A 23243-nucleotide genomic window follows, 5' to 3' on the forward strand; every position below is an offset into this window, starting at 1 on the left:
AGCGTCTCCGACAGGAGAAGCAACTGGCGTCATTGGGCAGAGGGGAAAAACTTACTGCAACTTTTCCTCTGCTCTTTCATTCTCCCACTGACACGGTGATGCCTCTTGGATAGACAGTAACTTTTATCACTTTTTTTTCAAAAAAATCCCTGATATACACCAACTTTATCTGTCAAAAGAAGTATTGGTGCAAGTCAAATGAAATACCAGGAGTGATATGAGTCTACTGATGGCGAGTGTGCTGGCAACAGTGCCAATATCTGCGCTCAATTTACCAGAACAGTCCGTAATTCTGTCAGACAATCTGGTACGGCAGTCAACACAGGATAATTTATCTCAAGTTGTCTCACCTGCTGAAATTATACCACCTGAATTCGTGCAACCAGATATAACCACCTCGTCAGCTATAAAAAATAAGTACGAAAATATACTTAGACAAAGTAGAGAAAAAATTCAATTCATCAGTTCCCCTAACTTACCTGAATTAAAAGATATTCAACTTGTAACAGAAGTTGTACAGAACCAGGAAAGCACAGAAGAATTTTCCCAATCTCTTCATCCCTCAGACTCAGACAACCAAATATCTCAAGTCACCTCAGTATCGCAACTCCAGGACGTGCAACCCTCCGACTGGGCTTTTAGTGCTTTGCAGTCTTTAGTAGAACGCTATGGCTGCATTGCTGGATACGCTGATCGGACTTATCTGGGGAATCGTAGCATCAGCCGTTATGAATTTGCGGCTGGTTTAAATGCTTGTTTGGAGAAGATTAACGATGCGATGCCTGCGGCGGGCTACGCCTACGCTAACAATAAAATTAATACTGTTAATAATGAAGATTTAATCTTGCTACAAAGGTTGCAACGCGAGTTCAAATCTGAGTTGCAGCAATTACAGCAGCGTGTTGAGGCTGTGGAAAACCGGACTAGTGAATTACAAGGTAATCAGTTTTCCACGACTACTAGATTATTTGGTCAAGCCATTTTTAGTGTTCAGGGAACCAATAGCCCTGATATCGATTTGTTTCCTAGAGATGGAGTACCTGAACGTCAGGGAAAAACCAATCTGACTTTCACAAGTAGCGCCCAACTAACCTTAGTAACTTCATTTACAGGGCGAGATTTGCTGTTAACAGGGCTGTCTGCGGGTAATTTGGGTTCTACTGCATCGTTGTTATCTACTAATATGGGGCGGTTGGGTTTTGAGTCAAATACAGACAACAATCTAGTTATTAGTGATTTATCTTATCGATTTCTTCTGTCGGATAACTTAGGAATTGTCGTAGGTACGGCGGGAGTCAACCCAATCAACACCTTTCGCGGTATTAGCCCTTTAGAAGGTTCTAGCGATGGTGCAATTTCTCTATTTGGTCAGCGAAACCCGATTTTAAGTATTGGTAACGGCAGTGGTGGTATAGGCTTTGACTGGCAGATTAGCGATCGCATCAGTTTGCAAGGCGTTTATAGTGCCGAAATACCCAGTTTTCCCGGCGACATAAACCAGGGCGGACTATTTGGTGGTAGATATACTGTTGGCGCTCAGTTAAGTTTAGCACCCACAAACAACATTGATGTCGGCATACATTATCTCTATTCCCACTCCCCAGATGGCTTACTGGGAGGTGGTATTGGCGATTCTCAACTGATTTCACCTTTTGCAGATCCTACAGCTTTCAATACCCAAGCCATTGGTGCTACTGTTGCTTGGCGAATTAACCCTAACTTGCAATTGGGCGGTTGGGGTGGCTTTACTTCCTCCAAACCATCTAACCTTTCTGGAAGTGTAGAAACCACCAACTGGATGGTATTCGCGGCTTTTCCTAATTTGCTGCGTCCTGGGAATTTAGGGGGCGTTCTCGTTGGACAACCGCCCAAAATTACTTCCAGTACTTTACCCGACGGCTTCAATTTTCCCAACTTTTCTGATGGGGGGACAGCAGGCGGACGTAGTGACACATCAATTCACGTAGAAGTTTTTTACCGCGCCCAACTGAGCGACAATATCGCTTTGACTCCAGGCTTATTCGTTATTTTCAATCCCGATCACAATGCTGTTAACGATGCATTAATCGTTGGAACACTAAGAGCAAGTTTCCGGTTTTAATTTTGTACTGATGTAAATGTAATAAAATACGCTTTTTTGGTACTGAATAATCCAGTGTTAGATGCTTTCATTGCCTAGTGGGAGCAAGGAAAAACCATGCGTGTTTTTTTTTGATACGTAATTAAAGGAGCAAATTTTTCATGAAATTAAATTCATCAGTTCAGTTGGGTTGTATTCTTTTTAGCAGCAGCAGTTTAGCCGCAGTCATCATTGGTTTAGGTGGAACAAGCGCTTTCGCTCAAATCACAATTCAAAGCACTGGCACATTATCAGGGACTATCCAACTCCCCAGAAATAATCCCAATTTCAATCAAAGCATTACTCGCGTTGATACAGACGACACGGGAACTTACTCGCGGAACTTAGGTACTAAGAACAATCCTAATTACGTTCCTATATACAAGTCAGACTATGTGCAGGTAAAAACACGTGCTGATGGTAGTTTGCATTATTTTGTTGACTTTAAAGGCATTCCGATTGTCTCCTTTAATGGCGTTCTCACTTCGCCGATTCTCTCTGGCGGTGAGTTGACACCCTATAAATACCAAGGACAATTGGCAGGAACCACATTTCAAGGAGTAGTTCAGGATGAATTTAATCTCACAAAAGCCTTATACACTGGTACTGTCACCGATCCAAACACTGGAAACCAGTATCAGGGTACTTTTGAAGTGAGTGGATATGGAGTCCGATATAGCGCTCGTAATGGTGATGCAACCCCCACAGTCTTTGATTTCAAATCCGATCTCCCAGGTTCACCAAAGGTGACATCTTTGGAAATGACTAACTCACCCCTAGCAAGAATAGAAATCAAAGTACCTGCAACTCTCATAACTCCTACACCAACTACTAGTAGTGGTAGTGCAACCACTCCCCCACCAGTAAGTAGCGGTGGTAGTACACCCACTCCTCCATTAGTAATTGATGGTGGTAGCACACCCACTCCTACACCAATAGTTGATAGTGGTAGCACACTGACTATTGCACCTGTAGTTAATAGTGGTAGCACACTGACTGTTACACCTGTAGTTAATAGTGGTAGTGCGATTATTTCCTCAACACCTACATCTGGATCTAATTCTCTATCGGTCTCTACTACACCTAATATGGAATTCAGTAACGGTAATTCCCTAGAGGTCAATCAAGTAGTTGTCAACCCTGCAACCCTTGCTCAAGGTGCTTGTTCACAGGATTATGTCAAGAGTTGTACTTCATCCAAACAAGCGATCGGCCCCCGTAGTCGAGTGCTACTGCCTTAGTTAGGGACTTTCAAATAAAAAATATCCAACTACTTCTTGTCGGGTGGGCGTCTCGTCCGCCTCTAAGCAAAGGCTAACTTGACAAAAATTTTGAGTGCTTCTGGAACTCTAGCAGGGCAAAATGAAATCAATATAATAGTTAGCACAGGGGCAACATTGCAATTAAAAAAGTCCACCATCAGTTATTCGCGGCGTTTTTGTTGCTCAGACTACCTTTCGGTGGTATGTTTTACCCTGATGATTTTCTGGCTATACTAGTGGCTTAAGCCGATTGATTGATAAATTTCATCCTCCAGCATAAAATACACAAAAACTCTAAATTTTGGACATATATCAGTATGCATTTACTTCTAACTGACATAAAAATATTGTCTGATGTTAGAGGAAATTAATTTTATTGGGGGCTACAAAAACTCGATCGCTAAGGTTAACACTAACACTACAAAGTGAATATACATCAATCAAACATCTTCCGAGTAAGCACCTATGAAAGAAGAATTGATAGCCAAAGTCGTGCAAGTCTTGCGAATTAATATGAGTTGGATGACTTGGAATTTGTTTCTGGCTTTTATACCTTTAGCTTTGAGTGTCTGGCTATTTCGCATGAGGCGCGGTGGCACTTGGCTTTGGTGGCTAGGATTCTTAGTTTTCTATGCTTTCTTACCAAATGCACCGTATTTGTTGACCGATGTAATTCACTTAATAGATGATATCCGCAAGATTCAATCGGTGTGGATGATTACTTTAGTACTTATTCCTGTATATTTGCTAGTAATTTTAGGTGGGTTTGAAGCTTATGTAATATCGTTAATTAATTGGGGTCACTACTTACATCGCATCGGTAAGAGCCAATGGATTTGGCGCGTTGAGACGATTACACATTTTCTTTGTGCTGTTGGTGTTTATTGGGGGAGATTTTTGCGTTTCAACAGTTGGGATTTTATTACTCAACCTGATGCCGTTCTTACCAAGGGGGTAGAAGAAATTCTGGGAAAACAGCCCCTGGTGATTATTTCTATCACCTTTGTGGTACTTGGAGGTTTGTACTGGATTATGAAACGAGTAACTTTAGGTCTTAGCCAATCAAATAGCAGAATAGGGATAAACTCAGGACGTGCAAACTCTAATACACCAAACATTTGATCGATGTGGCGATTTTGGCTTTTAAATTTAGGGTTTTAATTAGTAATTCCCTTGATGAATATTGCCTATCAAAAGAAAGATGCAACTAAACCCTCCTTGAGGTGAAAGAAACTCAGGAGCAAAGGGTTGAACTTCAACCGCCATCACCTGAGAATAACGTTTTATCAGATCGTTGAATATCGATGGTCTGCTCTGATGTATATAGTCATGTTGATAGGGGGGATATAATATGCAATTAATCTCTAGAGAGGAAATCAAGACATTAATAGAACAGCCAAAAGGAAATTGTGTTTCCATTTATATGCCAACGCACCCAGCCGGTCCAGAAGTGCGACAAGACCCAATTCGCTTTAAAAATTTGGTCAAGGAAGCCGAGACTCGTTTAATTGATGCGGGTTTGGAACAGAAAAATGCGATCGCATTGTTAGAAAAATCCCATGAGCTTGATACCCAAGAGTTTTGGGAGCAAATGGAAGAGCAAGGGCTAGGGATTTTTATTTCTGAAAATATTTTTCGCTATTATACGCTGCCAATTGATTTTCAAGAGTTGGTCGTGGTTACAGACCGATTTCACATCAAGCCACTGCTGCCAATTTTAAATGGCAATGGTCGCTTCTATATACTGGCTTTGAGCCAACAAGATGTCAGGTTTTTTGAAGGAACACGCTACACTGTCAATGAGGTGGAAGTAGAAAATCTCCCTAAAAATTTAGATCAAGCTTTGCAAAAAGACGAGACTGCTAAAGAAGGTCAGTTCCGGCTAGCAACATCTGAAAGGGGAACAACTAATGCTTTTTCACAGCCGGGTACGTTTCACGGACAGGGAAGCCCTGACAAGGACAAACATCAAGAAGACATTATACAATTCTTTCAAATTGTTGATCGTGCATTACACGATCAACTGAAATTGCAAAAAGCGCCTTTGGTGCTGGCTGGGGTAGAGTATCTCTTGCCTCTATATAGACAGGCAAATACTTACCAGCATTTAATGGATGAAGCGATCACTGGTAATCCAGAAATTCTCAGCGCCCAAGAGTTACACAATCAAGCTTGGCCAATTGTCGAGGCTGATTTTCAAAAGTCACAACAAGATGCTTTAGAGCAATTTCACGAATTGTTTAGTAGTGATACTGGTAAAGCATCTAACAAGCTCGAAGAAGTTGTCTCAGCCGCTTATTACCAACGCGTGGATTCATTACTAGTTGCAGTTGGTCAGCAACAGTGGGGTTTATTCGATCCAACCTCAGAAACGGTTTATTTGCACCCAGAAAAAGAAGCGGGTGATGAGGATTTGTTGGATTTTGTTGCTGCTCATACTTTTACTTTCATAAAACTCATGATTGTTGATCGTATTTACACAGTAGTTTTTGCGCGAAACTGGTTCTATTTAATAAAATTACTTTTTACCTTCTTTTAATTGACTTCGTGCTGCTGCTAAAATTAGACGTTGTTCAGCATGAGCGATCGCTTGATATGTTCGCTCGACTGCTTCCGGTTCAACGGAAATGGAAGTAATACCCCATTCCACTAATTTATCAATAATTTCTGGATAAAGGGCTGGTGCTTGACCGCAGATTGAACAAGGTATATCGGCACTTTTAGCCATCTGGATCAATTGAGCGATCGCACCCATAACTGCTGGATGACGTTCATTAAATACTTTTGCTAGCTGTCCTTGTTCTCGATCCACTCCTAGCAATAATTGGGTCAGGTCATTTGTACCAATAGAAATTCCCGCCACACCTGCAATAACATATTCTGGTAATAAAAACAAGACACTTGGCACTTCTGCCATCATCCACAATTGAAACTGCGCCACTTCGGTTAAAAAAGCTTGCTCAACTTTGCGACGGCAAAAGACAAATTCTTCCACAGTCCGCACAAAGGGTAATATGAGATTGACATTGCTGTAGCCAGCTTCCTGTACACTCGCCAAAGCTTTCAGTTCCAACTCAAAGATTGCGGGATTTTGTAAATAGCTAAAGGTGCCACGTTCGCCTAACATCGACTGGGGCGAAGATTCTAAACTATCACGCAATGATGGTAAATCCTGCGAGCGCCAATCTAAAGAACGATAAAAAACTGGTCTTGGTGCAAAAGCACGGGCAAATTGCATAATCTGCTCAGACCATAGCTCTAACAATTCTGCCTGACGCCCGCTTAAAATCCAACTATTGGGATGTTGCCCGTTCAATATATTTAGTGCCATCAATTCGGAACGCAACAATCCCACTCCATCCACAGGCAGGTTTTGCACTTGTTCTATTAAAGTGGACTGACTCAAGTTAACCAGCAATTGGGTAGCAATCATAGGTAGATGAGACGTAACAGCAGGATGAGGCGCTTTCGGGTTGGGGTGATGAGAGGAAAGAAGATTTTCTTCTCTCCCTCTCTCCATCTCCTCCTTTGAGTCTCCTTTGATGCGATAAACTTCTCCTCTGTCGCCATCAAGCAGCAATCGTTCGCCAGTTTGGATTAAAGTTGTGGCAGATGTTGCGTTTACTACTGCTGTGATACCTAATTCTCTAGCTAGAATTGCCGCGTGACTGGTTAATCCCCCTTGTTCTGTGATAATACCACCAACTTGTTGCAATAATGGCAACCAATCAGGTGTAATCGTTGGTACTACTAAAATTACTCCCTTCGGTAGTTGTTCGGGTTTCTGTTGCAGATTGGTAATTACTAGCGCAGTGGCTGCAACACGTCCCCCGGCTGCCCCTAGTCCCCGAATGAAGTGTGAGTGGGGAATTATAGATTGCGAAGGACTAACTTGTGTGATGTAGAGCTTTCCAGATGTAGTTTGCCCGGTGATAGTCCATTTAATGGTAAAGGTTTTACCTAGTTCACTTACCAGTTGAGTTCCCAGAGCAATTATTTGTTGTAGGTATTCTTCTTGTAAGGAGTACTGTTTTTGTTGGGCTTCTGGAAGTATATAGCTAATCAGACAAGTGTGATCTGGTGTTAGTGCTGAGTTCGGCACGGGTTGCGAAAAAACTTTAGGCGCTGCATCATCAACACTATAAGCCAGCATTTTATTGCCCAGTTGTTGCTCAAGCACAACCCCAGTTTGCGGTTGAATGTAGTAAACATCTGGCTGTACTTCACCAAGAGCGATCGCAATTCCTAATCCCCAAGTAGCTTCAATTTCCCACCCAGAGGGATTGGTTGTGAGCGAGCCACTGGCGATCGCATTTTCAACAGGTTGCACCAAAACAGCGAGATTAATTTGTTGCAGATTAATTCCTAAGTGCTGCCAATATAATAGACTCCGGGCCCGAAATATTTGACTCCAAGTACGCTTTAAAGCCAGTGCGATCGCTTCCGGTTCGCATTGGCAAAATACCGACTCCAGTAAACCCGATATATTCTTCATACCTGGAGTAGCAGTTGATACTGCCAAGGAAGGTCGAAGAATCAAACAGCCAGTTTCCCATTCTCTAGCGGCTTGGAAAATTGTACTCACCCACTCCTGGGTTACAGTCGCAGTCAGAATTTCTTGGCGCAAGCGACTAGCTACCTGCTGAAGTTGACGCCAATTAGTGACATCCAGGTGTAGCGAAGAATGGGGTAAGTCAGCTACTAATGATTCTGAACTATTGAGATTTTCGAGAAATTGTCGCAAAACTTCTGCCGAAACTACAAAACCAGGCATCACCGGATAGCCACGCTGGATAATTTTGCTCAAGTAAAAGGCTTTGTCACCTACTTTGGCGCGGTCTTGTAGTTTAATTTGATCTAGCCAGTAGAGTTTATTCACTCAATTTGTTAGTTGTCTATTTGTAGCCACAGCCATTTCTTTTTGGTATGTTATCAGGTTAATCCACTGACTTTTGAATAAAAAGTACTCAGGACTTACAGCAGCTTTATAGCTGGCTTTGAGACGAATCGTTGTGTACTTCAGTAACTTGAAATACGCTATATAGCTGATTTGATCGACTTGTATATGGCCATATCATATTTAATTGTTGAGTGTATGGGTTAAATCTAACAATTTAAGGTATAATTCTGTGGCTAAGTCATTTTAAATAGCCAAAAAACTATTTAAGAAACTTAAAATTCATGTACTTTGCCCAAATTACGATCATTGCCACAATTTAACAATGCAAATCTCCATTCATTAGCCAGAATAATATATTATTGAAAATAATCCTAATAATGGAAAATATTAATTCTCAGTTTCAAAACTATTACTGAATTGATAGAATCCAAATATGAGATAGGCTATTGCACTACACCCATTGGATTAAACTCTATTAATAAAGCATTAGAATAGTTTTATACTATTTTTATAAAAATATTACGATTTGACCTAGTATATAGAATTCTCCATATCAGACTAAACATTGTCAAACACTTACTACCTTGCAACTAATGATTGGCTGAATATCAGTTTCCGGCTATGTGTTGCATTGCTTATTGGAGCAATCATCGGCTTAGAACGCCAAATTAGGCGCAAACCAGCTGGTTTAAGAACTCACATGCTGGTAAGTTTAGGTTCAGCCTTATTTACCTTGATAATTATGCTGCAAACAGCAGGACTGCAAGCTAGTCCTGATGCACTTAGCCGCGTTATTCAAGGGATTGCAGCTGGTGTAGGATTTCTTGGTGCTGGGGAAATTGTGCGCCAATCTTCTCAAGAATCACAGCAACTTGAAATTCACGGACTCACCTCAGCAGCAGCTATTTGGGTTTCCTCTGCATTGGGAATTGCTGCTGGCTGTGGTTTATGGCAGCTAGGATTAATCAGTGCTATGCTGACTTTTTTGGTTCTCAACGTTTTTAAAAGGTTAGAGAAACGAGATTAGTAATTAGTTATCTATTATTTTTAATAAAAAATATGCTTAAGAAACATAAAGTTATTGAGCTTCCTAATTTACCTTTATCTGAAAGTATGAATAAGGGAATACCAGATAATCAATTATCTGAATTAGAGAGCTATCAAAACGTACATTTATCAAATTACCAGCTTGAGGGAACTAGAGGAGTAGATTTTCAGTATGCCTACTTTGATAATGTTAAAGCTATAAATACTTATTTTAAAAAGCTTTCTTTACAAGATGTTAAAATTACTAAAAGTGATTTTGCTAATACTGAATGGGAAGAAGGTTCGCTTAATAGAGTTGAGTTTATTAACTGTAGATTGCTGGGATTTCAAGCAATAAAATCTCGATTAAAAAATGTTATGTTTAAAGGCTGTCAAGGACAGTTTTCACAATTTAATTTGAGTAAGTTTGAGCAGGTTATTTTTGACAATTGTCAGCTTGAAGATTCTACATTTTTGGAAACTTCTCTAACAAATGTAAAATTTATAAATTGCCGAATGAATAACGTTATCCTTGCTGATGCTAAATTTAAAGACACAGATTTTCGAGGTTCTAATATAGAAGGCTTGCAAATTAATATCAATCAGCTTCAAGGTGCAATTTTAGATTTATTTCAAGCTGCTTATATTCTTCAAAGATATACAAATGTAATAGTTAAACCTGTTGATGAAGAAACGGTGGATAACGCAGAAAAATATTAGTTAATTAGTAAGTAAATATAGAGCAGTGAATAGGCCTCAAAGTCTTAATATTTGACCTAGCTTCACAAAGAAACGGTATGAGGCAATAGATATAAATCAGGAAAGTCTTGCTGCATCTAAGTTTCTTAATCACGAATTACAAATTGGTATAAACTCTGCTTCAACTACTATAAATATGATTTTTATAATTATTGATGTTGCATTATTTCTCCTGCCTTCACAAAAAGAATTTGTGAAGATTTCAACCATTGGGAATCAAAAGAACCTAAGTGAGTGGTAGTAATCAAGGTTTGAAAACGGTCTTGAATGGCATCAAGCAATTGATTTTGGCGGGATAAATCTAGTTCGGCAAGAACATCATCCAGTAATAGTAATGGTGGCTCTTTGACGACTTCTTCAATTAATTGTAATTCAGCTAATTTTAAGGCTAGAACCAGCGTTCGTTGTTGACCTTGAGAACCATATTGACGAGCGGGTGTCTGGTTAATAGTTAATTCTATTTCGTCTCGATGCGGTCCGACAAGAGTCGTGCCTTGGTGCATTTCAGCAACGGCTCGCTGCTGAATTTTTGCTAAAAAAGCTTGCTGCACTTCTTCTGGATGGTTATCCTCTAAAGGAATATTCGGCACGTACTTGATTTGCAGAACTTCTGTACTGCCGCTGATACTGCCGTGCCAGGTGGTAGCAATGGGAGCTAATCTTTGGATGGCGCGATCGCGTCGTCTAATTACTCTGGTTCCTGTAGTAGCTAACTGTGCATCCCACAGCGCTAGTTCTGATTGTAAAGACGTTGCATCCAACGTCTCTACATGGTGTTTTAAAAAGGCATTGCGCTGGCGTAACACATGGTTATACTGCTGCAAAATGTGAGCATAAACTGGTTCCAGTTGAATTAAAAGTGTATCTAACCAGTTGCGGCGACCTTCCGGGCCGCCACGTACTAGTTCTAAATCCAGGCTGGAAAATTGGACTGCATTGAGAACGCCGAGAAAGTCCATTTGACGGCGGATCGATTCACCATTGAGAGCAACGCTACGGCGACCATTACGGCGCAGGGTTAAGGTCAGGTCACTAACACCTGTTTGTCGCTCAAGGGTGGCATTAATTTGGGCTATAGCTTCCCCTTCTTGAACTAAATCGCGATCACGGGTCATGCGGTGCGATCGCAATGTCGCCAGTAGTTCCACCGCCTCTAACAAATTTGACTTTCCTTGAGCATTATTACCTACCAAAATCGTTTTGGCAGCAGTAAACTCAACCTTTTGGTCTTGATAATTGCGAAATTGTCGGAGGTTTAGAGTTTTTAGGTACATAGAGAAAAGTTAGGGGTGAGGAGGTAAGAGTTAAAAGTTAGGAGTTAGGAATTGAAAACTCATATCTTAGTAACTCATAACTGCTGTAGAGACGCGATTAATCGCGTCTCTACTAATAACTCCTCACTTTTTCAAACGGCCTTCTTGCCCATAATCCGCAAAAATATCTTCTCCGCTTCAATCCAGACAAACATTAAAGCACTGAAACCAATACAAACCCCCAACTCTTGCATATTCAAGTAATGAGTACCAAAGAAATCTCGCAGAGGCGGGACGTAAACTAGCATCAGCTGCAAAATCGTGGTGACGACAACAGCCGCTAGTACAAAGATATTGGAGAAGGGATTCATCTCAATGGTCAGTCGGTTGTTAGAGCGAATAGCGATCGCATGACCCATTTGGGCAATACACAAGGTAGTAAATACCATTGTTTTCCAAGCTTCGGGATTTCCCTGATACCCAGCAGCATGGGTATGTTGATAAGCCCACCACATTAAGGCAATGGTGATAATGGCAAAGATGATGCCAATACGAATCATATAAGAACCCAATCCCCTAGCGAAAATACTTTCGCGGGGACTAAAAGGCGGACGTTGCATGACATCCGGTTCTGGAGGTTCTACAGCTAATGCCAAGGCTGGTAAACCGTCTGTCACCAAGTTCATCCACAAAATTTGTAATGGAGTCAGGGGAACGCCTCCCAAGCCAATTAAAGGTGCGGCTGCAATTGTGAGAACTTCACCAATGTTACTGCCCAAGATGTATTTAATAAAGCGGCGGATGTTGGTATAAACGACTCTGCCTTCCTTGGTGGCACTGACAATGGTGGCGAAGTTGTCATCAAGTAACACCATGTCACTGGCTTCTTTACTGACATCAGTGCCAGTAATGCCCATTGCAATACCGATGTCGGCTTGTTTGAGGGCTGGAGCATCGTTGACACCATCACCTGTCATCGCCACAAATCGACCCCGGCGTTGCAGTGCTTGGACAATTCGCAGTTTGTGTTCTGGGGAGACTCTGGCATAGATGCTCACCAGGTCAACGTTTTGCTCTAATTCCTGGTCAGTCATCCGTTGCAATTCTTGACCTGTAAATAGCCTATCGCCTTCTTGGGCAATTCCTAAATCGGTAGCGATCGCTCGTGCTGTTAATTGGTGGTCGCCAGTAATCATCACTGGGCGAATGCCTGCATCTCGACACTCTTGCACAGCTGCCCTGACTTCTGGGCGTGGTGCATCTAGCATTCCCACCAATCCCAACCATACCAAGCCTTGCTCAGATGTTTCGTCTGAACCTTCTGGAGGAATCTCCACCAGGGGTTTGTAGGCAAAACCTAGTACCCGTAAACCTTTACTCGCCATTTGGTCATTTTCTGCCAAAATTTTCTGGCGTTGTTCTTCAGTTAAGGGGCCTGTGTAATTACCCAAATGAATCTGAGTGCAGCGTGCTAGGGTTAACTCTGGAGAACCTTTGGTAAACATTAAATAAGGTTCTGATTGGAGAAAACCGGCGATTGCAGGGTCAACGCCTCTCGAAGATGCTTCACCTGTGGCGACTCCCTCCACCTGAGCAATCACGCTCATCCGCTTCCGTTCCGAGGAAAAGGGGAACTCTCCAACCCGAGGTAACTTACTGTTCCACTGGTCTTTTTCGATTCCGGCTTTTCCCGCCAGGGTGAGTAATGCCCCCTCTGTCGGATCTCCCAAAATCGCCCATTCACCTTGTTCTTTTTGCAACACCGAGTCATTACAAACAGCACAAGCGACTGATAACGCGGAGATTTCTGGAGACTCCTCTAGGGAAATTTTTTGACCATTTAACTGAAAGTCTCCTGTGGGAGCATAACCTTCGCCGATGACGCGAAAAGTTTTGTTATTGGTGGAAATCGATTGTACCACCATTTTATTTTGAGTCAGGGTGCCGGTTTTATCAGAGCAGATGGTGGTTACAGAACCCAATGTTTCCACTGCTGGCAATTTGCGAATCAAGGCATTTTGGCGTACCATTCGCTGGGTTCCCAGTGCCAAGGTGACGGTAATTACAGCTGGTAAACCTTCTGGCACTACAGCAACCGCCATACTCAAGGAAACTTCCAAAAGTTCTTGGATGTTTTTAAAACCTCCATCCTTGATGACACCACCAACGACGACGATCGCCACGAGAATTAAAGAACCCGTAACTAGGACATTACCCAGTTGAGTCATCCGCTGCTGTAAAGGCGTAGGTTCACTTTCCACCGCCTGCAACATCGCAGCAATTTTACCCAGTTCTGTAGTCATTGCGGTGTTAGTCACCAGAACCTTGGCGCGTCCTTGGACTACTTCAGTTCCTTGAAAAACGATATTTAAGCGATCGCCTAATGATGTTTCCTCCGGCAATTTTAATGATGCCTGTTTATTCACCGCTTCGGCTTCACCAGTCAATGCCGACTCACGCACTTGTAAATTAGACTGTTCGATCAAGCGTCCATCTGCGGCTATCTGCATCCCAGCTTCCAGCAGCATTACATCCCCTGGAACTAGTTCTTTAGCTGCTATCTCCACCAGTCTGGTGTCGCGGATCACCCGCACTAAGGGAGAAGTCATTTTTTTCAAAGCAGCCAGGGCTTTTTCGGCGCGGCTTTCTTGGACGTAGCCGAGTATGCCATTGAGGATGACAATTGCTAAAATCGCGATCGTATCTTTAAATGGCACTTCACCAGGCTTTAATCTGCCCTCCCGCAAAGCCATCAGGTCTAAAAACCCAGAAATGAGAGCTACGCCAATCAGCATCAACAACATAATGTTCTTGAACTGATCCAGCAAAATTTCCCAAGCACTACGGCCAGCAGTTTCTTCAAGCTCGTTGGGGCCGTATTTTTGTAATCTCTGTTCAATTTCTTGGGGTGTTAAGCCGCTGTCTGCGTTACTATCAAGCAGGTCTAGCGCTTTATCAACTTCTAAACTATGCCAAACGGCGGCACCTTCAGGCAGAGAATTAGCAGACATCGTGTAGGTCACAGCAAATGGTTACAAAATTCGATCATAATTTAGTGATGGCAGGAATTCCATCTTCTAAAGTTACATTAAGCTGCTCGCCCAGTTGTATGAGTGTATATGTAATTCTTAATATTTGTAAATTCCTCCTCTTTTGACATAGTATTATTTCTCACGAAAGAGTTTTTCGGAACACATTGTACCGATAATTATTAGTACCTCGCCGTAAACGTGGCGATCAAGAACCACTAATTCATGTACTTGGTAAGAGCAACGCCCATTGTGGGCAGTCTTTTAACTCAGCACTTTTCATCCACCCCAATCGGGGGAGCCATTGCTCGACTAGGATTTTCCATCTCAAGCAATTGGCGTGACGGCGGTAAAACCGCTTGAGTCATGTTTCCTCCCCTACCTAAAGGTGAGGGTTTTTTACACTTACCACAAGGTTTTATGAGTTTTGCACTCCCCACTTTGACCGTTAGCCAGATGTTTGGGCAAAGAACAATTCGACCGCTTACTGCTGCTGCCCTGTGTGGCATTACTTTCATTAAAGATAAACTGATTGCCATTGACAGTATTAAAGGACATCTACTGGAGATCGATCCCACCTCTGACAACAGCAAAATTCTCAATCCCCATCAAGTTGAAGAATTTACCGATGTCACTGGTCTAGCGGTGTGGGATAATACCCTGTGGGTAAGCCGAGAAAATAGTGTTTATTTGTGCAAGCTCAATGCTTTGGATCTGGAACATTTTGTAACATTGCCTTATGCAGCTGATGGCGTTGCTGTTTGGGAAACAACAGTTTATGTCAGTTGTCAAAGGCTGGGCTACATTCTGGTTTTTGACGGCGAAACGCGAAAAGAGATTACCAGATTTTATGCCCCTGGAGTTGGGGTAGAGAATTTGGCAGTCAACCAAGAAATGCTATGGATTTGCGATCGCACCGAACAATCAGTTTACGCGATGGACAGGGCCACAGGAGAACTGCAATTTAGCGTCCTGACACCCTTTGAATCTCCTACAGGCATAGCGATACATAAAAATGCCGAAACAGGCAAAGAAAGTATTTACGTTGCCTACGCCTCAGAGGAGCCTTATATTCGGGATAACCCCAATGCCGATCCGAGTCATGAGCTAACATTCCGCGATCGCACTTTTATTCATCCTCTGTATTATCATTACCAGCCAGATAAGCGTTACGCCCTCTCTAACGGCTATCTGATTGAAATGTCTTATGCTGAGGAAATTGCACCTCTAGACGAAGTTTATTTACCTGATGTGGAATGGCGCATCGCTCTACCATCGGAAACTGAGCGTCAAAAGGTGAAACACGTTGAACCTATTGGTATACCTTTTACCGAAGAAGTGATAGAGGGGCAACGTGTAGCAGTCTTTAAATTTGATTCTCTTGCACCAGGAGAACGGCATATATTTGGCTGGAAAGCACTTTTGGAAGTTCGAGGGATTAAATACCGGATTACACCCAGAGATGTAGAAAATATACCTAAATTATCCCCAGAATTAGAAACACGCTACTTAGTGGACGACGACGATTTAGCAATGAATACTACCATTGTTCGCCGTGCCGCCAGAGAAGCGATTGGTTCTGAAACCAATGTGCTACGCAAAATGCACAGCATCCGCAACTATGTTTATGATCAGTTATCCTACGGTATTAAACCTTACATTGATGCCCCAGATACAGTTTTAGAACGGGGTGTTGGTTCCTGTGGCGAATATGTTGGCGTTTTACTTGCCTTATCCCGTTTAAATGGCATCCCCTGCCGCACCGTAGGTAGATACAAATGCCCTCCCCATAGTGACTTTGTAGGAGTACCGCTACAACCCGACTTTAATCATGTTTGGCTAGAATTCTACGTTCCAAATTTTGGCTGGTTGCCAATGGAATCAAATCCTGACGATGTGAGTGAAGGTGGGCCTTATCCAACACGTTTTTTCATGGGCTTATGCTGGTATCATATCGAAATTGGCAAAGGCATCACCTTTGAAACTGTGACAAGCAAAGGTGAGCGCCTAACCAAAGAAGATATTCCCATCGGTGATTTGGCGATTAATCATATTCGTTTCACAATTCTTAAAGAATTACCACCTTTTTGAATTAGGGTATTGAGAATTGGCGAAAGACGATGAGAAAGTAAGTAGGGTGTGTTATGCCTACGGCATAACACACCTTAATACTCTCTACTTATTACCAATTTTTTTGAAGAACAAAATTGCCGTAAATTATAGATAATTCAAAGATGTCTGTGGTAATTACAGCACCTTTCTTATGGAATTTTGCACCGATAAAAAAGCCGATAAGATCAGCTTCTACTTCATGTACTTCCTCTGAGTCATGCACACTCCACCTTATGTCATGACAGTCCTGAAAAACTAGCACATAAGGCAAGCGATCCTCGGTAGGATCGTACATACATTCAACTGATACTTCGTTTCCCCATAGAGACACATTTACACTTGTAATTAGCGACGTTAAACCATCAAGTTTAAGTAAATGATAATCGTCCGGCATATTAATTTAGCCCCGAAGGGTATCTCTATTGCAAAGCTATAGCTGTGATACTTTGCTTCTACTACTACCCGCTTCCTCTGAACCAAAACTGGGCTTCGTGTCAAGGCACTTCTGGCATATCCCTTTCACTGCAAAGGGCTTCAATGGCATCAATTCCAGAGTCCCCTACATGAATCAATGTATCGTCGTAGCCTGCGTATACTTTACCATCTTGAGCCATTACTAAAGTCATATGATAGCTAAAAGCCTCGCCGATTACGCAAAGCGGAGCATTTACCCGCTCACTGTAATCTTCAACCCTTTCAGGATAGATATGTGAGGCAGTAACCGTTGGATTAATGTAAAATTCGTCCTTTTCTTCTTTAAGGCGATGATGTGGGTGTACGACTCGCAAGCCCCCAAACTGCCTTAGAAAATCTACTACAACTGTATGAATAGGATATCCTTCTAACTGCAAGCTTTTTTCGTATTCGCTTATATCAATACAACGGTCTTCGCTCCATCCTACCTGCTGTAGCAATGCTCTTGTTTCTATTGAAAATACTGCCATAAGTAATTGTTATCGTATGGACTTCTAAATACCATATGTTGGCTTCATCTAATGCGGAGGGATGATCCCCAAAGTCAGTTGTTGTGTACTGCGCTTGCTCAAGGAGTAGGCGCAGCACCTTGCGGGGAACTATTTTTATCGATACTTTTTCCCGTTTAAGTTTTGGCATTACTGTACTTCTGCCTTATGCCTTCCGCTACAAATAGCTTCAAGTTTTCACTCCACCCTGCTTGCTGGAGAACTGCTCTAGTTTCTGCTAAAAATACTGCCATACGTAGCTATTCCTTTTCTTATCATTAAGGATGGCTTTGATTGGTTAACTATTTAAGGATCGCTCGTTACATTCGCACCATCAATGTTTTCTTACTTTATCCTCTCGAACTGAAAAAGCCTGCCGATGCTGTTAAATCAAGCTCAGGCTAAGTCAATCAGGCTTTTTCCGTCGTTGTCAAATGAGGTGCGGAGCCATTTCACAAAGTCCCGATCTAATTTCTCATGCTTCAGCCTTTGCAAATCTTCGCTTTGTTTAGCCATTTCTCGAACTGCAAAAGGGTGGCTAGTAATCGCCTCTTCCAGCTTTTTTAATCCAACTTTAGACTCACTGACATTGAAAGATTTGTCTCCATGAGGGACGAATGCATCAATGGTATTTGTAACGCAGTTCGCCACCCTAATAATCTGCTGTGGGGTAGGATTAAGACAGGCTTCTAGAGTGTTGCAGATCGCTATACCTGCCTCCTGTGCTTCCACATCATAAATCAAATTCGGACTGGTAAAGTCATCCGAGTCTGGGATTACATCTTCACAATCCTCTATTAATCGACGAATTAAAGCCGCATCCACTGGCTTTCCTTGAAGGATTTGCCAAACTTCATTAAGTGCAGTTCTCAGCACAGAAGGATCTCCCCAGTTTTCCAGGCGAGAAAAAGCGTTGTAGTTGGGAAGCAGCCTCTCGCAGCAAGAAGCAGCAAACGCAATTCTATGAAGGTGAGGGAGTCCTCCTAGTTCTTTTTCTAAGGCATCAAATTTGTATAAGTTTAGATTCATTTTATTATTCGCTTGTCTTGGACTTTACTGCTGTGTTTGGGGTAGGTTCACATGAGTAGCTGGTCTTATATCTCTTGGTTGCATCTGTGCCCAACATGCAGAACAAATATTTCGACTCGCCCCGATTGATTCAACTGTTTTCCCGTTAGCTTCAGCCCATTCAATTATTTTCTGCTCTGCATGTTTATTAATTCTGTTATCTGGAAGCCTAGTTTTTTCTGCTTGGTCTATGGAATTTTTTTGTGCCAGATTCAAATATCCGTTACTTGAAGCTACAACTTCTTCCTTTGTACCATCTGGATTTCGGACTTGTGCTACTGCAATTGTCCTTCTTCTCCTAGCAACGTCATCCATCAAGCTAGCAAGCTCTTTAGCTCTAGCATCCAAATATTGATCACCTGGTTCAATCTGTGCATCTGCTGCTTGGTCGTCCGGCCCATCCTGCTCAAGAGGCAGATTCAATGAGTCGTCTGGGGGCTGGTCGGTTGAATTATCGCCACCACTTGCTGTTGGAACATTGGGATTTTGTGGCTCTGGGTCGGCAAAATCTGGCGTTCCATCTTTATCAAAGTCTGTATTAAGACCTCCAGGAAAAGTAAAAAATCCAGACTCCTTTTTTAGCAAACACTCATCTGCTGGAGTATTTGGATCATCTTCCTCTTGCCCTGGAATGATAACAGTTGGAGTATTAACTTTATCCCCAGGATTTAATCTCCCACCTTCTGGCATTGAACTAATTAAACCTTGCCAGTCAGAATTATTTAGTAATTGAACAGCTGCATCGCGCTTTTCTTGAGGCCAATCTTTCCAAGGTGTAGCTATAGTTTCAGTACTTCTTAATGACCAAGTATAGCTTTGGTTCCAAGCCAACCAATCTGTTCCAATCCTAGTACCATTAGCTGTGTAGACTATTAATTCATAGCTAGAATAACCATATTGATTTAGCCGCGATTACCAGCTAACATTACTAACTCCATTTGGGTAAACACCTTTCGTATCTATTAATCTTCCTTGATAATAAATATCTATAAAACAATCACCTTGAAAAGTAGTAGGATTATTAGTAACAATTCTTGCTGAAGTATTACAAACATCCACACTAGGATTAGCGGCACAATACTTTTCCTTTGCCTTATTTTGAGCCTGCTCATTTTGAGTTCGATTCCAAAAATAAAAAGCAGCAACCCCAGATAGGCGCATATCCCCAACAACTGTAGTCCCAGCAACAGCTTCCACAGAAGAAGTAGTAGCTCCAGTTGCTGTAGTTGTGCTAATTGCCGTCGTTCCGGCAGCCTCCGCAGTAGAAGCAGCAATAGTAGGAGATAACTCCAAGCCTATAGCCTCAGCACATTCAGGTTGAACAGCACAAGCGTCTAGAGACGACATGAATGCATAGGCAGGTTCAGGAAAAACTCCTTCAAGGATAAAAAGTAAAAGAAGAGTCCAAATTACAAATAATTTAGATATACTTTTCTTTGTCTTTAATAGCACTGGTTTTAAGTCCTCACAACCAAAGATGAACATGGGTACAATTTACATCTAGGTTGCTTGACAGGAGTGGAGAATGAGGTCAGTAAAAATATGAGGATTTAGTGGATGTTTCTTAAAAATTTAACGAAGATAAAGACGTAAATCAGACGCATTGAAATTCCTATTTATAAATACTTGTCAGACAAGATTTTTAGGTGTTTACTTAGAATGCGATGTCTACGGAAAGCGAACATTGTAAATTCTCTCTCCCTTTCCCAATTAGCTATTAACTCTTAAACTTGGCAATGGATATGATTGATGCTGCTTAAAATCGGCAAACTCACAGATGGAATTAAATGGGCAAAAGCGGCAGTGAGAGCCAGGATTAGGAGGGAATATTTGACTGAAATTAGTAGTTTCTTTCTGATATTTTTGCAAATCGTGCTGGTGCTTGTGGGCAATATTCGCTAACTCAAATTTTAAGGATTCTAATTCACTATTGTTAATACTAATTAACTCTGATTTTTTACATATTTCTAAATTATAAAATGATGCAACAGCTTTTCGTCCAGGGTAAAGATAACGAGCAGCTAACAAGTAAACTAATGCCTGTCGTTTGTCAAAAGCGGACTTACCAGTTTTGAAATCCAAAATATGTAAAGTGCTATCAGACTCAATAAAAACGCAGTCCATAGCCGCGTATAAGCGAAAGCAATAATCTTCTTGTTCAACTACTATCGGTTTGGGAAAGCCTTCATCACCCGGAGTTAATTGGATAATATCTTTATCCAAAAGTAACGGCGCATCGTGATATTTTTTCAAAATTTGCAACACGCGTTGCTGGACTTGAACGCTTGAGTTGCCTAATTTCAGTAGCTGTGCAACTCTTTCTACACCATCTGCTTGCTTCAACAGATGCCTGTGATGATGAAACTCATAAACGCCTTTTTGGGCAAGTATGCCAATCCGCTGGGGTGCGGTGGCTTGCGTTAAAAGCGCTTTGACTTGTGGTTCGTGTTGCCGTGCTTTGATAAACCCCCGTCTCATCTGGCAATGCCAGCGTTCTTGCCCAGTCGCTGGGGCAACTAGAGACCAAAGGTGATAACTGGCAAAAGGTCGATCGGGGGTTGACATTGCTCAGAAACAGTGAGAGAAAATACGGTGGGAGAAGTTTAAGCTAAGGCTTGCTTAGAAAAGAACTTCGGAGGATACTTGCTGCTACACACGCTTTGCAGGAAGCTTTTATAGTACTGATAATGTACCGGAGCAAGTGGCAAAAATGTCTAGCAAGATAAAATTTGGTACCGATGGATGGCGAGGGATTATTGCCGATGACTTTACTTTTCCAAATGTGCGGAAAGTAACAAGGGCAATTGCCACTTACTTAGAAACAGCCTACACAAAAGATAGACCAGTACTTATTGCCTACGATACTCGCTTTTTAGCTGACCAGTTTGCCCATACAGCGGCTCAAGTACTAGCAGACTTGGGTTGGACTGTGAAAATTACCGATCGGGATTGTCCCACACCAGTAATTGCCTACAATGCCCGTCACCTAAATTCCGCTGGGGCGTTAATGTTTACTGCTAGTCATAATCCAGCACCCTACTGTGGAATTAAATATATACCCGATTATGCTGGGCCTGCCACTCCAGAGATTACTGATACTATTGTGGCAAATATAGAAGGTGCATCGGATGAGTTGCCTGGGAGCAACCCATCAGGTTCAATTTCAATTTTCGATCCCAAACCAGATTACCTGCAATTTATCTATACTCTACTTGATGTAGAAAAGATCAAAAGCGCTAATTTAAAGGTAAAGTACGATGCTTTGTATTCTACCTCTCGCGGCTATTTAGATGAAGTTTTGCAACATAGTGGCGTTCAGTTAGAAAGTTTCCACGATTGGAGAGATGTTTTATTTGGGGGTGGAATGCCTGAACCCAAAGGAGAACAGTTAATTGAGTTAGTGGAAGCAGTAGTTCGAGATCAAGCTGATTTGGGCTTGGCGACGGATGGAGATAGCGATCGCTTTGGTATCGTTGATGAACAAGGAACCGTCCTCACTCCGAATACTGTGCTGCTACTTCTAGCACGTCATTTAATCAAAAACAAAGGTAAAACTGGCGCGATAGTCCGCACTGTCGCTACAACCCACCTGCTGGATAATTTCGCTGCTAAAAATGGGCTGCAAATTTACGAAACAGCAGTTGGTTTTAAATACATCGGTGAAAAAATGCGGGAAACTGCTGTATTAATCGGTGGAGAAGAATCAGGCGGTTTGAGTATTATCGGGCATATTCCCGAAAAAGACGGGGTTTTAGCCGATATGCTGGTGGCAGAAGCGATCGCTTATGAAGGCAAACCGCTGAGTCAACTTGTCAAGGAAGCGATCGCTGAAGCCGATGGCCCTCTTTACAACAACCGCCTAGACTTGCACCTCACAGAGGCACACAAAACTGCCGTCATCGACTCCTTTACTAAAAATCCACCTACAGAGGTAGCAGGAATTAAAGTCAAGGAAGTGGGGCGTAAAGACGGTATTAAGCTGTATTTAGAAGAAGGTAGCTGGGTTTTATTGCGTCCTTCCGGTACAGAACCACTGGTGCGTGTCTATCTAGAAACCAACACTCCCGAAAAACTCACCCAAATCGCCCAAGAGTTAGAGAGTGCCATTGCTAAACTAGAGGCAGTAGCAGTTTAATCTGTCAGAGTTAGGAATTAAGAGTTAAGAGTTGTAAATTAACAAATCTTAACTCCTGATTTCTAATTTTGAGCAAAATATAACTTTTAACTTCTATCTCTTAATTCCTCACTTCAATCAAAGTATGAAAACTCTGGCTCCTTTTTTGACATCTCTAGTTGTAGCGGTTTGGGTAATAGCGATCGCAATTATTTCAGTCCAAAATGCCACACCCGTATCGTTAAAATTCTTAACATTCCAATCGATTCAGATACCAATGGGTTTAGTGCTAGCTTTTAGTGCCGTTGTCGGGTTAACTGGCATGGCACTGCTGCAACCTCTGTGGGGACTTGCTGGTATTGGACAGGGTAATTCTCGATTGGAAGACGATGCGGAATTTTTTGTTGACGATGAAGATTTTTGAGGCTTAAATAGCTGTGCAGTATCAAAACATTATTACAATCGAACCAGGAAAACGAGGTAGTAAGCCTTGTATTCGAGGAATGCGAATTACTGTATACGATGTTTTATCTTATCTTGCCTCTGGCATGACCTACGAGGAATTGCTTGATGACTTTCCTTATTTGACATAAGAGGATATTTTGGCTTGCCTAAGCTATACAGCTGATCGAGAGCGGC

General features: G+C 42.0%; 19 protein-coding genes. 10 read left to right on the plus strand and 9 right to left on the minus strand.

The annotated features are described in order from the left end of the window. The first annotated feature begins 217 nt into the window (after nucleotides 1–217). The 4 genes from V7K60_RS22595 to V7K60_RS22610 all read left to right on the plus strand — a co-directional run bounded on the left by V7K60_RS22595 (nucleotide 218) and on the right by V7K60_RS22610 (nucleotide 5920). Nucleotides 218–2101 (plus strand): iron uptake porin, encoded by a 1884-nt coding sequence (locus V7K60_RS22595; protein WP_334928529.1) that lies wholly within the window; start codon nucleotides 218–220, stop codon nucleotides 2099–2101. 140 nt (nucleotides 2102–2241) lie between these two features. Next, on the plus strand, nucleotides 2242–3360 hold the full coding sequence (locus V7K60_RS22600) for a hypothetical protein (protein ID WP_334928530.1): 1119 nt from the start codon (nucleotides 2242–2244) through the stop codon (nucleotides 3358–3360). A 486-nt stretch (nucleotides 3361–3846) separates the two neighbouring features. Further along, entirely contained in the window at nucleotides 3847–4503 is a 657-nt protein-coding gene (locus V7K60_RS22605; protein WP_334928532.1) for a DUF1361 domain-containing protein, read from the plus strand. A 229-nt stretch (nucleotides 4504–4732) separates the two neighbouring features. Then, nucleotides 4733–5920, plus strand: coding sequence for a baeRF3 domain-containing protein (locus V7K60_RS22610; protein ID WP_334928534.1), 1188 nt, complete (start codon nucleotides 4733–4735; stop codon nucleotides 5918–5920). Here V7K60_RS22610 and V7K60_RS22615 read toward each other — a convergent pair. After that, entirely contained in the window at nucleotides 5900–8260 is a 2361-nt protein-coding gene (locus V7K60_RS22615; RefSeq protein WP_334928536.1) for a putative PEP-binding protein, read from the minus strand. The genes V7K60_RS22610 and V7K60_RS22615 overlap by 21 nt on opposite strands. A gap of 586 nt (nucleotides 8261–8846) precedes the next feature. On the opposite strand from V7K60_RS22615, the gene V7K60_RS22620 reads away from it, so the two are divergent. Together V7K60_RS22620 and V7K60_RS22625 are read left to right on the plus strand one after the other, a co-directional pair. Further along, on the plus strand, nucleotides 8847–9308 hold the full coding sequence (locus V7K60_RS22620; RefSeq protein WP_334928538.1) for an MgtC/SapB family protein: 462 nt from the start codon (nucleotides 8847–8849) through the stop codon (nucleotides 9306–9308). Between the two features lie 32 nt (nucleotides 9309–9340). After that, on the plus strand, nucleotides 9341–10027 hold the full coding sequence (locus V7K60_RS22625; protein ID WP_334928539.1) for a pentapeptide repeat-containing protein: 687 nt from the start codon (nucleotides 9341–9343) through the stop codon (nucleotides 10025–10027). 188 nt (nucleotides 10028–10215) lie between these two features. On the opposite strand, the gene recF is transcribed toward V7K60_RS22625, so the two are convergent. Further along, the gene (gene recF / locus V7K60_RS22630) at nucleotides 10216–11340 is read right to left on the minus strand and encodes a DNA replication/repair protein RecF (RefSeq protein ID WP_334928541.1); all 1125 of its coding nucleotides are present in this window, start codon (nucleotides 11338–11340) and stop codon (nucleotides 10216–10218) included. Between the two features lie 131 nt (nucleotides 11341–11471). Continuing rightward, the gene (locus V7K60_RS22635) at nucleotides 11472–14330 is read right to left on the minus strand and encodes a cation-translocating P-type ATPase (protein ID WP_334929386.1); all 2859 of its coding nucleotides are present in this window, start codon (nucleotides 14328–14330) and stop codon (nucleotides 11472–11474) included. A gap of 438 nt (nucleotides 14331–14768) precedes the next feature. Here V7K60_RS22635 and V7K60_RS22640 point away from each other — a divergent pair, with 438 nt between their 5' ends. Next, a complete protein-coding gene (locus tag V7K60_RS22640) occupies nucleotides 14769–16439 on the plus strand; it encodes a transglutaminase family protein (RefSeq protein ID WP_334928543.1) in 1671 nt (556 codons plus the stop codon). A gap of 91 nt (nucleotides 16440–16530) precedes the next feature. Here V7K60_RS22640 and V7K60_RS22645 read toward each other — a convergent pair whose 3' ends face one another. The 6 genes from V7K60_RS22645 to V7K60_RS22670 form a co-directional block, all read right to left on the minus strand. Continuing rightward, a complete protein-coding gene (locus V7K60_RS22645) occupies nucleotides 16531–16755 on the minus strand; it encodes a hypothetical protein (RefSeq protein WP_334928545.1) in 225 nt (74 codons plus the stop codon). Nucleotides 16756–16954: 199 nt separating this feature from the next. Further along, nucleotides 16955–17404: an SUKH-3 domain-containing protein gene (locus V7K60_RS22650; protein WP_334928547.1), complete on the minus strand. Its 450-nt coding sequence runs from the start codon at nucleotides 17402–17404 to the stop codon at nucleotides 16955–16957. A gap of 414 nt (nucleotides 17405–17818) precedes the next feature. After that, nucleotides 17819–18451, minus strand: coding sequence for a DUF416 family protein (locus V7K60_RS22655; protein ID WP_334928549.1), 633 nt, complete (start codon nucleotides 18449–18451; stop codon nucleotides 17819–17821). 24 nt (nucleotides 18452–18475) lie between these two features. Continuing rightward, nucleotides 18476–19321 (minus strand): hypothetical protein, encoded by an 846-nt coding sequence (locus tag V7K60_RS22660; protein WP_334928551.1) that lies wholly within the window; start codon nucleotides 19319–19321, stop codon nucleotides 18476–18478. A gap of 81 nt (nucleotides 19322–19402) precedes the next feature. Beyond that, entirely contained in the window at nucleotides 19403–19942 is a 540-nt protein-coding gene (locus V7K60_RS22665) for a hypothetical protein (RefSeq protein ID WP_334928553.1), read from the minus strand. A 258-nt stretch (nucleotides 19943–20200) separates the two neighbouring features. Continuing rightward, nucleotides 20201–21055, minus strand: a complete 855-nt coding sequence (locus V7K60_RS22670) for a PD-(D/E)XK nuclease family protein (protein ID WP_334928555.1) — start codon at nucleotides 21053–21055, stop codon at nucleotides 20201–20203. Nucleotides 21056–21200: 145 nt separating this feature from the next. Here V7K60_RS22670 and V7K60_RS22675 point away from each other — a divergent pair, with 145 nt between their 5' ends. The 3 genes from V7K60_RS22675 to V7K60_RS22685 all read left to right on the plus strand — a co-directional run bounded on the left by V7K60_RS22675 (nucleotide 21201) and on the right by V7K60_RS22685 (nucleotide 23197). Then, on the plus strand, nucleotides 21201–22625 hold the full coding sequence (locus V7K60_RS22675) for a phosphoglucomutase/phosphomannomutase family protein (RefSeq protein WP_334928557.1): 1425 nt from the start codon (nucleotides 21201–21203) through the stop codon (nucleotides 22623–22625). Between the two features lie 124 nt (nucleotides 22626–22749). Beyond that, nucleotides 22750–23028: a LapA family protein gene (locus V7K60_RS22680; protein ID WP_334928559.1), complete on the plus strand. Its 279-nt coding sequence runs from the start codon at nucleotides 22750–22752 to the stop codon at nucleotides 23026–23028. A 13-nt stretch (nucleotides 23029–23041) separates the two neighbouring features. Further along, entirely contained in the window at nucleotides 23042–23197 is a 156-nt protein-coding gene (locus V7K60_RS22685) for a DUF433 domain-containing protein (protein ID WP_334928561.1), read from the plus strand. Nucleotides 23198–23243 lie beyond the last annotated feature (46 nt).

Origin of the sequence: Nostoc sp. (genome assembly GCF_036917555.1) — a bacterium.
In the GTDB taxonomy this organism is placed as follows: Bacteria; Cyanobacteriota; Cyanobacteriia; order Cyanobacteriales; family Nostocaceae; genus Nostoc.

Bases quoted from the DNA above. Each gene is read 5' to 3' on its own strand.
- V7K60_RS22675 (WP_334928557.1), top strand. From the start codon at position 21,201: ATGTCTAGCAAGATAAAATTTGGTACCGATGGATGGCGAGGGATTATT.
- V7K60_RS22680 (WP_334928559.1), top strand. From the start codon at position 22,750: ATGAAAACTCTGGCTCCTTTTTTGACATCTCTAGTTGTAGCGGTTTGG.
- V7K60_RS22605 (WP_334928532.1), top strand. From the start codon at position 3,847: ATGAAAGAAGAATTGATAGCCAAAGTCGTGCAAGTCTTGCGAATTAAT.
- recF (WP_334928541.1), bottom strand. From the start codon at position 11,340: ATGTACCTAAAAACTCTAAACCTCCGACAATTTCGCAATTATCAAGAC.
- V7K60_RS22670 (WP_334928555.1), bottom strand. From the start codon at position 21,055: ATGTCAACCCCCGATCGACCTTTTGCCAGTTATCACCTTTGGTCTCTA.
- V7K60_RS22610 (WP_334928534.1), top strand. From the start codon at position 4,733: ATGCAATTAATCTCTAGAGAGGAAATCAAGACATTAATAGAACAGCCA.
- V7K60_RS22650 (WP_334928547.1), bottom strand. From the start codon at position 17,404: ATGGCAGTATTTTCAATAGAAACAAGAGCATTGCTACAGCAGGTAGGA.
- V7K60_RS22640 (WP_334928543.1), top strand. From the start codon at position 14,769: ATGAGTTTTGCACTCCCCACTTTGACCGTTAGCCAGATGTTTGGGCAA.
- V7K60_RS22645 (WP_334928545.1), bottom strand. From the start codon at position 16,755: ATGTACGATCCTACCGAGGATCGCTTGCCTTATGTGCTAGTTTTTCAG.
- V7K60_RS22595 (WP_334928529.1), top strand. From the start codon at position 218: ATGAGTCTACTGATGGCGAGTGTGCTGGCAACAGTGCCAATATCTGCG.
- V7K60_RS22635 (WP_334929386.1), bottom strand. From the start codon at position 14,330: ATGTCTGCTAATTCTCTGCCTGAAGGTGCCGCCGTTTGGCATAGTTTA.
- V7K60_RS22655 (WP_334928549.1), bottom strand. From the start codon at position 18,451: ATGAATCTAAACTTATACAAATTTGATGCCTTAGAAAAAGAACTAGGA.
- V7K60_RS22600 (WP_334928530.1), top strand. From the start codon at position 2,242: ATGAAATTAAATTCATCAGTTCAGTTGGGTTGTATTCTTTTTAGCAGC.
- V7K60_RS22625 (WP_334928539.1), top strand. From the start codon at position 9,341: ATGCTTAAGAAACATAAAGTTATTGAGCTTCCTAATTTACCTTTATCT.